This is a genomic window from Neobacillus sp. BF23-41 (assembly GCF_041106275.1).
Genome location: NZ_JBGBPR010000016.1, coordinates 64,513 through 78,030, shown reverse-complemented (window position 1 = coordinate 78,030; position 13,518 = coordinate 64,513). Strand labels below are relative to the sequence as shown.

Sequence of the window (13,518 nt, the reverse complement as noted above, 5' to 3'; positions counted from 1 at the left end):
CGACTAGGAGCTGAAAATATTGCCTGCATTTTTAGAAAAGCGGTCGATTCGTTACCCTTTTTATGGGTTAATAGGCGTTACAGTGGTATTGATCATTGCCCTGTCCTTCTATAATTGGACCATTAGTGCAGCCGGGCTGTTTATCATGCTCTTCCCGCTCTACTATATGTTTGTTGTTGACCGTCGCCAAAGAAAAGAAATGGAAGAGTATATCGCGACCCTTTCTTACCGGGTTAAAAGGGTGGGCGAAGAAGCATTGATGGAAATGCCAATCGGGATTATGCTTATTAATGATGAGTATTATATCGAATGGACAAATCCATTTCTAGCCTCTTGTTTCGATGAGGATACCTTGGTCGGAAGATCACTTTATGATGTCGCAGATACACTGATTCCGTTAATTAAACAGGAAGTAGAGACAGAAATCATTACGCTCCATGAACGAAAATTCCGTGTGATTCATAGACGGGAAGAACGGCTTTTATACTTTTTCGATGTGACGGAACAAAAGGAAATCGAGAAAATGTATCAAAATGACCGAACTGTCATTTCAATCATCTTTTTAGACAATTATGATGATCTTACCCAAGGGATGGATGACCAGATGCGTGGCAGCATCAATAATTTGGTGACGTCAATCCTGAATAAATGGGCGCAGGATAATGGGATCTTTTTAAAAAGAATTTCATCTGAACGATTTATGGCTGTGTTTAGTGAAGGAATTCTTCAGAAGTTGGAAAAAGGTAAATTTACGATTCTTGATGAAGTAAGAGAAATGACTTCCAAACAAAACGTCTCATTTACCTTAAGTATTGGCGTCGGAACAGGCGTTTCTTCCCTGCCAGAATTGGGGGTTTTAGCTCAATCCAGCTTGGACTTAGCCTTAGGCAGAGGCGGCGATCAAGTGGCCATTAAACTGGCAAGTGGCAAGGTGAAGTTCTATGGCGGTAAAACGAATCCAATCGAAAAGAGAACCAGAGTTAGGGCACGGGTCATTTCGCATGCCTTAAGGGATTTAATTATAGCAAGTGATAAAGTGATCATTATGGGCCATAAACATCCGGATATGGATTCGATTGGCGCTAGCATTGGCATTTATAAAGTAGCCCAAATGAATCAGAAAGATGCTTATATCGTTGTTAACATGCAGGAAATCGACAATGCTGTCAAACGGCTCATGTCGGAAATCCGCAATCAAGAGCAATTATTTTCACATTTTATTGGTCCAGAAGAGGCGCTTGAAATCGCATCTGATAAAACCCTGCTCGTCGTCGTCGACACCCATAAACCTTCCATGGTCATGGAAGAACGGCTTCTTAATAAAATTGACCATGTCGTTGTGATTGACCATCATCGCCGCGGAGAGGATTTTATCCAAAATCCGTTACTTGTTTACATGGAACCTTATGCCTCATCGACATCAGAGCTGGTGACTGAGTTTCTTGAATATCAGCCAAAACGGGGTAAAATTGAAATGATTGAAGCGACCGCCCTGTTAGCAGGAATCATCGTCGATACAAAAAGTTTTACGTTACGAACAGGCTCAAGAACGTTTGATGCTGCCTCCTATCTAAGAGCACATGGAGCAGATACGATCCTCGTTCAAAAGTTTTTAAAAGAAGATGTTGATACATATATCAAACGCTCCAAGTTAATTGAGTCTGTTACCTTTTACCGTGATGGGATTGCCATTGCAAAAGGAAATGCAAATGACTTTAATGATCAAGTGATTATTGCCCAAGCAGCGGATACATTGTTAACAATGGACGGAGTGCTTGCTTCCTTTGTTATCTCCGAGCGCAGCGAAGGGGTCATTGGTATCAGTGCAAGGTCACTCGGAAACATCAATGTCCAAGTGATTATGGAAGCCTTAAAAGGCGGAGGGCACCTGACTAACGCCGCCACACAGCTGAGTGGTTTATCGATCGCAGAAACGGAAAGTAAATTAAAGCTAGCAATTGATGAATATTTTGAAGGAGTGAAAAAAGAATGAAAGTAATTTTCTTAAAAGACGTGAAAGGTAAAGGGAAAAAGGGCGAAGTCAAGAATGTAGCTGATGGTTATGCCCATAACTTTTTAATTAAACAAGGTTTAGCAAAGGAAGCCAATAACGCGAATATTAGTACGCTGGATGCACTTAAGAAGAAGGAAGAAAAAGCAGCTGCCGAAGAATTAGCGGAAGCACAAAAATTAAAAGAGGTATTGGATCAGATTACGGTGGAATTAACTGCTAAAGCTGGTGAAGGCGGCCGCTTATTTGGTTCGATTACAACAAAGCAGATTGCTGAAGAATTACAAAAGAAACATGGTATTAAAATTGATAAACGCAAAATGGAATTAGCGGATGCGATTCGTACGCTTGGCCACACAAAGGTTCCAGTAAAGCTTCATCATGAAGTAGTCGCAACGTTAACCGTTTCTGTTACAGAAGTAAAATAAAAATTTTCCCAGTGCGAAATCGCTGCGGAACATGATAGAATATAAAATGTAATCAACGACATGTGATCGGTCTTAACTGGTCACTTTTTTCTTTTTTGGATAGGATATGATAGTTTAGAACTTTGATAATTGCTGAGCTTTTGCTATTTTAATATAAATCATCCTCTTCATGATAGGAGGTTTTTGATAGATGAATGACTTATATGCGGACCGGATGCCGCCGCAAAATATAGAGGCCGAACAGGCTGTTTTAGGGGCGATTTTTTTAGAACCTGCCTCTTTGATTTTAGCTTCAGAAATATTAATTCCTGAGGATTTTTATCGTGCTTCCCACCAAAAAATATTTAATGTCATGCTTAGTCTAAATGATCAAGGGAAAGCAGTTGACTTAGTTACGGTAACTGAGGAGCTTTCAGCTGCCAAACTGATTGAAGATACAGGCGGGGTTAGTTATTTAGGGGAATTGGCCGCCTCTGTTCCGACAGCAGCAAATATTGAGTATTATGCAAGAATAGTAGAAGAAAAGTCATTACTTAGAAGATTAATTCGTACAGCAACGAGCATTGCTTCGGATGGGTATTCCCGCGAAGATGAAGTGGAAGCTCTCTTAAGTGAAGCGGAAAAAAGTATTATGGAAGTGGCGCAGCGAAAGAATGCCGGTGCTTTCCATAATATCAAGGATGTACTTGTGCGTACGTATGACAATATTGAGGAAATGCATAACCGTGTTGGGGACATTACGGGTATTTCAACAGGATTTGCGGAACTGGACCGAATGACAGCAGGATTCCAGCGTAATGACTTAATTATTGTTGGCGCTCGTCCTTCCGTGGGTAAAACAGCGTTTGCCTTGAATATTGCAGCCAATGTGGCGACGAAAACGAATGAAAATGTCGCGATTTTTAGTCTGGAGATGGGTGCCGAACAGCTGGTTATGCGTATGCTTTGTTCTGAGGGGAATATCGATGCGCAAAGGCTTCGTACAGGTTCCCTGACGGATGAAGACTGGGGTAAGCTGACGATGGCGATGGGCAGCTTGTCGAGTTCAGGGATTTTTATCGATGATACTCCAGGGGTACGAATCAGTGATATCCGTTCCAAATGCCGCCGTCTCCAGCAGGAGCATGGTTTAGGCATGATTCTAATTGATTATTTGCAGCTGATCTTAGGAAGCGGACGATCTGGTGAAAACCGTCAGCAGGAAGTTTCTGAGATTTCACGTTCCCTAAAGCAATTAGCACGTGAATTAAAGGTTCCTGTTATTGCTCTTTCTCAGCTCTCACGTGGTGTCGAGCAGCGTCAAGATAAACGCCCGATGATGTCCGATATCCGTGAATCCGGAAGTATTGAGCAGGATGCCGATATCGTGGCGTTCTTGTATCGTGATGACTACTATGATAAGGAATCAGAGAATAAGAATATTATCGAGATCATTATTGCAAAGCAGCGTAACGGCCCGACTGGAACAGTGTCGTTAGCCTTTGTAAAGGAATATAATAAGTTCGTCAACCTAGAGACACGGTATAATGATCCGCCGGGTGCATAGATTAAGGCTAGCCAAGTTTTTGGGCTAGCCTTTTTTGTGTTTAGATTAATAGCGACTATTGGTCGTGGAGGCTTAGATAATGGATCAGCGGTATGCTCAGCTAATTTGAAGTGTCTTTTATTCAATTTTGCCGGCTTCGTATTTAACTTTTTCAAAAAGCGGTTCAGCTGTGTTGGAAAAACAATAGAAGGATTTATTGAGGTTTGATATAAATGAAACTCGGGGTTAATGAAGATAAGGTAGGATTCCAGCGGATAATGATAACCAAGGTCGCGGAGCAAGGATCGAAGTAAAGTTTCACAACGACTCAATTGGTGTAACGGATTCTTTCCGTCTTTTTTAGCGCTAATATACCATTTATCAACTTAGTGGTCACCTTCATAATTTTTCACATCTAAAGGGTAAATGGTGTTCTGCGAAATAAATAAGGTATCAATTTGAAATTTAGAATTGTTATACTTAAGTAATAAATCATGGATAATAAGCCAATCCTCGGAAAGCCCTTCTAATCATATATCACTCTTTTGCTCCCCTTCGTATCCTTTTTTAAGATTTAAATAGTTAGTAACTTCCTTATCTGATAAACTCATTCGAACATTTAAAGATCTTAAAATTATTATTTCCGATCGCTCTTGCCGATGTTTAATAATCATATTCCACATCCTTATCATTATTTTACGAAACTATAATTCTATTTTATGGAAAAATATTTAGATTTACAAGTTGGGATATTGATAGATTCCTAAATTAATATTTTACGAACATAATAATATATACTTATATAAAATGTTCGTGTTTTGTTTGCTTTTAGCCATGAAAGTTGGTAAACTTGTGTATGGAAAATAGAAAAACGTATTTAATTTGGAGGTGCCTTATATGTCATCAGTAGTAGTGGTTGGGACGCAATGGGGAGATGAAGGAAAGGGTAAAATTACCGATTTCCTTTCAGAAAATGCCGAGGCAATTGCCCGTTACCAGGGAGGAAACAATGCAGGCCACACCATTAAGTTCAATGGAGAAACATACAAATTACATCTAATTCCATCAGGAATTTTTTATAAGGAAAAAATTTGTGTCATTGGAAACGGTATGGTTGTTGATCCAAAGGCACTTGTAACCGAACTTGCCTACTTACATGAAAAGGGCGTTACAACCGATAATCTTCGTATTAGTAACCGGGCCCACGTCATCCTTCCGTATCATTTAAAACTTGATGCAGTGGAAGAGGAAAGTAAGGGCGCTAATAAAATTGGAACGACTAAAAAAGGGATTGGACCTGCCTATATGGATAAGGCAGCTCGCGTGGGGATTAGAATCGCTGACCTGCTCGAACATGATGTATTTGAAGAAAAGCTTGATCGTAATTTACAAGAGAAAAATCGTTTGTTCGAACGTATTTATGATACTACCGGATTTACGAAGGAAGAAATCCTAGAAGAGTATTATGAATATGGTCAGCAAATTAAACAATATGTTTGTGATACATCAGTTGTATTGAATGATGCCTTAGATGAAGGCAAACGGGTTCTTTTTGAAGGTGCACAGGGTGTAATGCTTGATATTGACCAAGGTACATACCCATTCGTGACCTCATCTAACCCAGTAGCCGGCGGTGTGACGATTGGGTCTGGTGTCGGACCATCTAAAATCACTCATGTGGTTGGAGTGTGTAAGGCATACACTTCTCGTGTTGGTGATGGACCTTTCCCTACTGAACTAAATGATGAAATCGGCGATCGCATCCGCGAAGTTGGTCGTGAATATGGAACAACAACTGGGCGTCCTCGTCGAATTGGCTGGTTTGACAGTGTGGTAGTTCGCCATGCTCGCCGTGTAAGTGGCTTAACCGACCTGTCCCTCAACTCGATTGATGTACTATCGGGTATTGAGACATTAAAGATCTGTACTGCATATCGTTATAAAGATGAATTGATTACAGAATATCCTGCAAGCTTAAAGGTGTTATCACAGTGCGAACCTGTCTATGAAGAATTACCTGGCTGGAGTGAGGATATTACTGGAGTTAAAACATTAGATGAATTACCTGAAAATGCACGTCATTACGTGGAACGTGTAACACAGCTTACTGGAATTCCGTTAACAACTTTCTCTGTCGGTCCAGATCGTAATCAAACAAATGTAGTCCGCAGCCCATGGAGACAAATTTAATTATTAACTTAACTAATGGAGCCCTCTAATTAGAGGGCTTCAAATCTTTTGAAAAGTTTTTTTGAAAAAAGTATTGCGTTTAATAGATAGTCCGTGCTATTATAAAAAGCGTCGTCACAATACGACAAAGTTTTTGAAACGTTTTTAGTACGAGCCATTAGCTCAGTTGGTAGAGCACGATCGAATAAGCTTCCTTGAAATAGCATCAGGGCACACGCCGAGCTGCTACTTGAATAAGCTTACTGAGGCGTGGGCATCCGGCGAATTAATGGATTAGAGAATTATTTTAGTACGAGCCATTAGCTCAGTTGGTAGAGCATCTGACTTTTAATCAGAGGGTCGAAGGTTCGAGTCCTTCATGGCTCACCATAGTTTTTTGCTTTAGCAAAATAACTTTCAATATATGGCCCCTTGGTCAAGCGGTTAAGACACCTCCCTTTCACGGAGGTAACACGGGTTCGAGTCCCGTAGGGGTCATGGCTTTTGATTGTCAGTAAGAGGCTGGCAAGGACGGTTTCCTTGCTGACAATCAATTAAATATTGGTCTGGTAGTTCAGTTGGTTAGAATGCCTGCCTGTCACGCAGGAGGTCGCGGGTTCGAGTCCCGTCCAGACCGCCATTACTCTGGCTCAGTAGCTCAGTCGGTAGAGCAAAGGACTGAAAATCCTTGTGTCGGCGGTTCGATTCCGTCCTGAGCCATAAAAAGAGAAGCTTGCATTTGCAGGCTTCTTTTTTTAGTTAAAAACTGCGATTGTAATCCCAGTGTAATAAAACCACCTCTTTTTTACAAAAGAACCATGAGTTTTTGTCGATTATTGTAATAATTTCATCCTCCACCTTCTGGACTAGAAAAACCCTTATTTAATAGGGCCTTTCCCCTGCTTTTTAAAAAGAAAAACGAGGAAATCTAATTAGAATATTTCACGTAAATGTAGGTGAATGTCAGTAATTATACATTTTTGTTACAGTATAAAGACTATTAATCTATTTACAAAAAATTATGTTAAAGTATAGAAGGTCTAAAATACTGGGGAATTCTTAAGTGGGTAAACACTAGATTAAGAGGGTTTTACCGTGGTTTAGGGAGGATAAATGCTACTTTTCAATAAGATATCAAAAACAAAAAAGTTATTTCTCAAGACAACGATGGCTACTACAATCGCTTCATCGCTGATTGCATTTAGTAACGGACCGGTCGCTTTTGCCGATACATCAAATTCAACCAAGGATTATGACGTATATCTGGATGGTACATATATAGGAAATGTTGCAGATAAAGCTGTAGTAAATAAAATAATTGCTGCAGAAGTCGATAACAGCAACAATATCGATCAACAGGTGCAAAACATTCCATATCAAGTATTTCCTTCTTCTGCAAACAAGCAAGAAACAGTCCGAACTATTAAGAGTATATTCCAACTTCAAACAGAGGCCTCTGCGATTATTATTGATGGTAAGCCCGTTGTTTACGTAGATAATCAAAATACAGCTGAAGAAGTTATGAAGAAGCTGATCCAACATTACGTGCCGGAGGATCAATTAACCGAACTTAAGGCCAGAAAAGCTTCCGTCAATTCGACATTACCAGCATTAAAAGAAAATGAGTCTCGTCTATTAGACGTTCGATTATCAAAGAATGTTTCCTTTTCAGTAGAAAATATTGTTCCAGAAAAAATGATGTCAGCCGAAGAAGCAGTAACCTTTTTACAAAAAGGTACATTAGAAGGACAGAAATATGTGATTAAAGAAGGCGATGTGCTCGAAATGATTGCACAAGACCACGACTTGACACTGGCGGAGATCTCAGCAGTGAATCCCGGACTAAAAGGGGATACGCTCTTAAAAATCGGAGAAAAAATTAATATTACCGTTCCAAAACCATTTATCGAAGTGATTGTGGATAAAGAGGTAAATAAAAAGGAAGAAATTCCATTTAAAAATACAGTTGTTGAAGACTCTTCCTTGCTAAAAGGTGAGACAAAGGTAAAACAAGAGGGTAAAAGTGGCTCGCGGTCTGTTACCTATAAAATTACTGAACAAAATGGTGTAGCAGTGCAGAAAGTGGAGTCAAATGCAACAGTCCTTGAACAGCCTGTGAATCAGATTGTTATCAAAGGAACAAAAGTCATTCCGTCTCGTGGAGAAGGAAACTTTGCCTGGCCGACTGTAGGTGGGTATGTATCCAGTAAACAAGGGCCTAGATGGGGCAGAATGCACAAAGGTATTGATATTGCCAGACCAAGCAACAGAACAATAAAGGCAGCTGATAATGGCGTCGTTGTTTCTGCTGGCTGGGGCGGTGGTTATGGGAATAAAATTGTCATTGACCATAAAAATGGTTTCCGTACCCTTTATGGACACATGTCGTCGCTCAAGGTTAGGGTAGGCCAGACGGTTTCAAAGGGTACTAGTATAGGTGTAATGGGAGCTACTGGAGATGCAACAGGTGTACACTTGCATTTTGAAGTGTATAAGAATGGCAGCCTAGTAAATCCACTTTCCTATTTAAGATAAAAGGTAAGTCTCTAGTTGGCACTAGAGGCTTTTCTTTATTCTTAGAGAATTGTTTGGCTCCAGACCCCAGATCTTGCCAAATAGTACTTATAGGTGAATTTATGCCAATAACATGATACAGTAATCTAGTATAGTTATGACTTCTAGAGCATTTGTTAAATAGATTAGATCGACTAAATGATAAGGAGATATGGTATGGAAAAGAAAATTCTTGTAGTTGATGATGAAAAGCCAATTGCTGATATCTTACAGTTTAACTTAAAAAAAGAAGGTTACGTTGTCTATTGTGCTTATGACGGAAACGAAGCACTCCAGTTGGTTGATGAAATCGAACCAGACTTAATCCTCTTAGATATTATGCTTCCATTACGAGACGGGATGGAAGTTTGCCGTGAAGTCCGCAAGAAGTATGAAATGCCGATTATTATGTTGACTGCCAAAGACTCTGAAATTGACAAAGTCTTAGGTCTTGAACTCGGTGCGGATGATTATGTAACCAAACCGTTTAGTACAAGAGAATTGATTGCACGCGTAAAAGCTAACTTGCGCCGTCACCAGCAAATTCTGACGCAGCCAGATGCAGAGAACGAAACCAATGAAATTGAAATTGGTTCACTTACTATCCATCCTGATGCTTATGTCGTTTCAAAACGCGGTGAGACAATCGAGCTTACACACCGTGAATTTGAATTGCTTTACTATTTGGCTAAACATATCGGTCAAGTGATGACGAGGGAACACCTCCTGCAAACGGTTTGGGGTTACGATTACTACGGAGACGTGCGAACCGTTGATGTAACTGTTAGAAGATTGCGGGAAAAAATTGAGGACAGCCCGAGTCATCCAACGTGGATTGTCACTCGCCGCGGAGTTGGATACTATTTGCGGAATCCTGAACAGGAGTAAGATGAATGAGAAAGGTTGGTTTCTTTCGCTCTATAAACGTCAAATTCGTTATCATCTATGTCCTCCTTATTTTAGTAGCCATGCAAATTATCGGTGTTTATTTTGTCAATCAGCTTGAAGAAACATTACGGACAAACTTTCAGACTTCGATAAAGCAACGGGTGGATTTGCTTGCCTACAATCTGGTTGAGGAAATGGAGAAAGAGAGAACGCCTGAAGATCCAACACTCGAAGAGGATATCAAAAAAATCCTTAGAGACTTTGATGCAGGTGATATTTCGGAAGTTCGGGTGATTGAAAACAGATCCCTTAAAATTCTTGGTACCTCACATCCCAGTAACCAAGGGGTGGTTGGACAAAGGACAACAGAGCTCCGGATCAAACAATCAATGGTTTTAGAAGAGGATCAAAGCGCAATATTAATCGACCCCCAAACAGGTCATCGGATTTGGGTCCTCTCTACTCCAATTATGTCTGGTAAAAAAGTAATTGGTGCGATCTACCTTGTCGCAAAAATAGAAAATGTCTTTGAACAAATGAAAACTATTAATGGGATTTTTGCTACAGGGACAGCGATTGCCTTATCGATTACAGCTATATTAGGGATATTATTAGCCCAAACCATCACAAGGCCGATTGCAGATATGAAGAAGCAGGCATTAGCGATGACCAAGGGTAATTTTTCAAGGAAAGTAAGAGTATATGGCAACGATGAAATTGGGACACTGGCTGTTACGTTTAATAATTTAACGAAAAAGCTCCAGGAAGCACAGGCCATGACCGAAGGGGAACGCCGGAAGCTGTCATCTGTTTTGTCCTATATGACGGATGGTGTAATTGCTACCGACCGGAAAGGCCGGGTTATTTTAATCAATGAACCAGCGGCAGAAATGCTGAATGTTTCACGTGAAACAGTGCTGACCCAGCCAATTGTATCGTTATTAGATTTAGATGATACCAATTCCTTCGAAGACTTATTGGAGGAAAAGGATTCGATCATTTTAGATTACAGTACAAAAACCGAGCGTTATTTCCTGCGTGCCAATTTCTCTGTGATTCAAAAAGAGACGGGCTTTGTCAATGGATTAATTGCGGTTTTGCATGATATCACGGATCAAGAAAAAATTGACGCCGAACGAAGAGAGTTTGTCGCCAATGTATCCCATGAACTTAGGACACCGCTAACGACAATGAGGAGTTATTTAGAAGCTCTTGCAGATGGTGCCTGGCGGGATGAGGAGATTGCTCCGGAATTTTTAGAAGTGACGCGGACCGAAACAGAAAGAATGATTCGCTTGGTCAATGACCTGCTCCAGCTTTCAAAAATGGATAGTACGGATTACAGGCTGAAAATCGAATGGGTAAACTTCGTCGACTTCTTCCACCGCATCATCGACAGGTTTGAAATGTCGAAGGAACAAAACGTCACCTTTAAAAGAAAACTCCCGAATCAGGTGATATTTGTTGAAATTGATGAAGATAAAATGACACAGGTTTTATACAATATTATTTCAAATGCCTTAAAGTATTCACCTGAAGGCGGAAACGTTACATTTTCGATTAAAGAAAAGGACGATAAAATGATTGTCAGCGTAAAAGATCAAGGCATGGGGATTCCGAAAGAGAATATTGGAAAGATTTTTGACCGTTTTTATCGTGTCGATAAAGCGAGAACTCGGAAACTTGGCGGTACGGGCCTAGGTCTGGCGATTGCAAAGGAAATGGTTAATGCTCATGGCGGAGCAATCTGGGCAACAAGTGAGGAAGGGAAAGGAACAAAGATTTCCTTTTCACTCCCATATGAACGTTCTGAAGAGGATGAATGGTCATGAGATACGAAAATATTAAGTCAGGGATTTTAACCTTTTTAGTTCTGGTTAGTATTCTTTTAACATGGAATCTTTGGACCTACCAGCCTAATTACGACACGATGGAAAAAAGTAATACGGTTGCTGAAGTCACCTTAAGTGAAAAACAAGAGGTCCAAAAGATCGTCAGGCCTGACCAGGTGTTTTTTCACGTAAAGGGTCAGCATTATGGAACCAATAACACGGAAGAGATCGAAAAGGTTCTTAAGCAATTAAGCAGTTGGGCCTTTTTTGATGTAAAAAAATATACAAACGAAGTGAAAAACATCAAGGAATTAATCCATGGCAGCGGCAATGCGGAAATTATTTTTCCAGGAGAAGTCCCGATTGAGTTATATCGCAGTGTCTTAAATATTGAAACTAAAAAAATACCTTCTTTCACCTTCAATCGAATCATTGTCAATGTTGAGAATTCAGAAAAGGAAAATGGGATTGTTTATTTTGTTTCCACTGAACATCAGCAAGTATATATAAGTCATATTTCTTCCGCTCATTTAAGTGAATTTAATCGTAATATTTATAAAAATGCAGCGCAGTTCCCACGTCATTTCGCCTATGAAGCTTCTGAATGGCGGACGATTTTTCTTCCAGAAACTGAAACAGAAATGACAACCTATAAATATTTGCCTGTTAATCTTGATTCAGAGGAATTTAAAGAAGCACTTTTCAGCGACCCTAGTTTTGTGCAAAAAAGCTTCGTCCCTTCAGGGGAGGAATATACGAACGATTCTAGTAAAATGACGTTGAATTTCGAAAGTAACGTCCTTCGATATGTCAATCCAACCGTGGAAGAGAATTTTGTTAATAGCTCTTATGAATTAGTCAAACGGAGTATTGACTTTGTGAATGAACATGGTGGCTGGACAGACCCTTATCGCTATGTTGATAAAAATGAACTTAATCACTCCGTAACCTTTCGTTTATACAGCATCGAAGGCTATCCCGTCTTTAACGGAAACGGGATTGCTGAAATTAGTGAAGTTTGGGGTCGAGATGAAATCAATCAATATATTCGGCCAAATATTTCTTTGGAGCTTCCCCTTACAACGGAAATGAAAAAGGTCACACGCCCATCAGGGCATGATGCACTGGAATTTTTACAAAACAAAAAGAATTTTAAGCCAAGTCTTCTTGAAGAAATGATCTTGGGCTATCGGATGGAAAGGGATTCAGATGAGAATAAGCTAATCCTTTTAGAACCCGCCTGGTTCTATCGCTATGATAAAACATGGGGGCAGATTACGATGGAAGACCTAGGAGGATTGCAGCATGGATTGGAGTAAGATTAAAACCATTTTTATTATAACGTTCTTAATTTTAGATGTTTATCTCTTATTTCAATTCATGAAAGTCCGTGATGCCAATAAATATGAAGTGATTACTGAGGCCTCATTTGAAGAAAAACTGAAAGCGGATGAAATCAAATTTGTGGACCTTCCCAAGGATCCCATTAAGTCTCAATACCTTAGTGCAAAGCCTAAGATGTTTAATCAAGAAGATATTAAAAAACTTAAGGGGCAGAGTGTTGTTCTAAGCGGAATCGGGACAACCTCTCTCCATGCCAAATTAGAGAAACCACTGCAGTTAACTAATAAGTTTGAACCGGCAGAGCTTTCTTCTTTTTTAATGGATAATGTTCTTTTTGGAGAGGATTATCAATTTGGAGAGAAAAGTGACAAAGATCAAACGATCACTTACTATCAACGATCAGAGAATTTCCCGTTGTTTAAGAATATTAATGGGATGATCATATTTAAAGTGGATGAAGATAATCAAATTGTTTCTTATGAACAGACCTTCCTAGAGGAAATGGAAACTTTAACAGCAAAAGAAGAAATTCTTAAGCCGTTAAAGGCGATTGAAACCTTGCACCAGAAAGGGATGTTGAAGTCGAAGAGTAAAATTACCAGGGTAGAGCTTGGCTACTCCACACTCATCCAGTTGGCTGCTTCACAAGTATTAGCACCAACTTGGCGCTTTGAGGTCGATGGTAAGGAGAGCCTGTTTGTGAACGCATTTGAAGGGCAGATTATTCAATTTAACAGCGATGAAAATAGTAAATTGGAGTGAAATAGC

General features: G+C 39.9%; 9 protein-coding genes, 4 tRNA genes and 1 pseudogene. 13 read left to right on the top strand and 1 reads right to left on the bottom strand.

Going from position 1 to position 13,518, the window contains the following annotated elements:
* Positions 1-19 precede the first annotated feature (19 nt).
* The 3 genes from AB7942_RS21380 to dnaB all read left to right on the top strand — a co-directional run bounded on the left by AB7942_RS21380 (position 20) and on the right by dnaB (position 3,985).
* Positions 20-1,993: a DHH family phosphoesterase gene (locus AB7942_RS21380; protein ID WP_369448419.1), complete on the top strand. Its 1,974-nt coding sequence runs from the start codon at positions 20-22 to the stop codon at positions 1,991-1,993.
* The gene (rplI, locus tag AB7942_RS21375; protein ID WP_214730835.1) at positions 1,990-2,439 is read left to right on the top strand and encodes a 50S ribosomal protein L9; all 450 of its coding nucleotides are present in this window, start codon (positions 1,990-1,992) and stop codon (positions 2,437-2,439) included. Before AB7942_RS21380 ends, rplI begins: the two co-directional genes overlap by 4 nt.
* A gap of 190 nt (positions 2,440-2,629) precedes the next feature.
* Entirely contained in the window at positions 2,630-3,985 is a 1,356-nt protein-coding gene (gene dnaB, locus AB7942_RS21370) for a replicative DNA helicase (protein WP_088084864.1), read from the top strand.
* Between the two features lie 365 nt (positions 3,986-4,350).
* On the opposite strand, the pseudogene AB7942_RS21365 reads toward dnaB, so the two are convergent.
* Positions 4,351-4,473 (bottom strand): annotated as a pseudogene (locus AB7942_RS21365) (nuclease-related domain-containing protein); the annotation flags it as partial.
* Positions 4,474-4,861: 388 nt separating this feature from the next.
* On the opposite strand from AB7942_RS21365, the gene AB7942_RS21360 reads away from it, so the two are divergent.
* The 10 genes from AB7942_RS21360 (at position 4,862) to AB7942_RS21315 (ending at position 13,512) form a co-directional block, all read left to right on the top strand.
* Positions 4,862-6,154, top strand: coding sequence for an adenylosuccinate synthase (locus AB7942_RS21360; protein WP_369448418.1), 1,293 nt, complete (start codon positions 4,862-4,864; stop codon positions 6,152-6,154).
* Positions 6,155-6,447: 293 nt separating this feature from the next.
* Positions 6,448-6,523, top strand: a tRNA-Lys gene (locus AB7942_RS21355).
* Between the two features lie 36 nt (positions 6,524-6,559).
* Positions 6,560-6,631, top strand: a tRNA-Glu gene (locus tag AB7942_RS21350).
* 65 nt (positions 6,632-6,696) lie between these two features.
* Positions 6,697-6,773 (top strand) — tRNA-Asp (locus tag AB7942_RS21345).
* A 7-nt stretch (positions 6,774-6,780) separates the two neighbouring features.
* A tRNA-Phe gene (locus tag AB7942_RS21340) sits at positions 6,781-6,853 on the top strand.
* Between the two features lie 393 nt (positions 6,854-7,246).
* Positions 7,247-8,668, top strand: coding sequence for a peptidoglycan DD-metalloendopeptidase family protein (locus AB7942_RS21335; RefSeq protein ID WP_369448417.1), 1,422 nt, complete (start codon positions 7,247-7,249; stop codon positions 8,666-8,668).
* Positions 8,669-8,863: 195 nt separating this feature from the next.
* Entirely contained in the window at positions 8,864-9,574 is a 711-nt protein-coding gene (gene yycF / locus AB7942_RS21330; RefSeq protein WP_088084860.1) for a response regulator YycF, read from the top strand.
* A 5-nt stretch (positions 9,575-9,579) separates the two neighbouring features.
* Positions 9,580-11,406, top strand: a complete 1,827-nt coding sequence (walK, locus tag AB7942_RS21325) for a cell wall metabolism sensor histidine kinase WalK (RefSeq protein WP_369448416.1) — start codon at positions 9,580-9,582, stop codon at positions 11,404-11,406.
* A complete protein-coding gene (locus tag AB7942_RS21320; RefSeq protein ID WP_369448415.1) occupies positions 11,403-12,725 on the top strand; it encodes a YycH family regulatory protein in 1,323 nt (440 codons plus the stop codon). The genes walK and AB7942_RS21320 overlap by 4 nt, the downstream gene beginning before the upstream one ends.
* The gene (locus AB7942_RS21315) at positions 12,712-13,512 is read left to right on the top strand and encodes a two-component system regulatory protein YycI (RefSeq protein WP_369448414.1); all 801 of its coding nucleotides are present in this window, start codon (positions 12,712-12,714) and stop codon (positions 13,510-13,512) included. The genes AB7942_RS21320 and AB7942_RS21315 overlap by 14 nt, the downstream gene beginning before the upstream one ends.
* The last annotated feature ends 6 nt before the right edge of the window (positions 13,513-13,518 follow it).

Coding starts and splice junctions, on each gene's coding strand:
- rplI (WP_214730835.1), top strand. CDS start 1,990: ATGAAAGTAATTTTCTTAAAAGACGTGAAAGGTAAAGGGAAAAAGGGC.
- yycF (WP_088084860.1), top strand. CDS start 8,864: ATGGAAAAGAAAATTCTTGTAGTTGATGATGAAAAGCCAATTGCTGAT.
- dnaB (WP_088084864.1), top strand. CDS start 2,630: ATGAATGACTTATATGCGGACCGGATGCCGCCGCAAAATATAGAGGCC.
- AB7942_RS21335 (WP_369448417.1), top strand. CDS start 7,247: ATGCTACTTTTCAATAAGATATCAAAAACAAAAAAGTTATTTCTCAAG.
- AB7942_RS21320 (WP_369448415.1), top strand. CDS start 11,403: ATGAGATACGAAAATATTAAGTCAGGGATTTTAACCTTTTTAGTTCTG.
- AB7942_RS21315 (WP_369448414.1), top strand. CDS start 12,712: ATGGATTGGAGTAAGATTAAAACCATTTTTATTATAACGTTCTTAATT.
- AB7942_RS21360 (WP_369448418.1), top strand. CDS start 4,862: ATGTCATCAGTAGTAGTGGTTGGGACGCAATGGGGAGATGAAGGAAAG.
- walK (WP_369448416.1), top strand. CDS start 9,580: ATGAGAAAGGTTGGTTTCTTTCGCTCTATAAACGTCAAATTCGTTATC.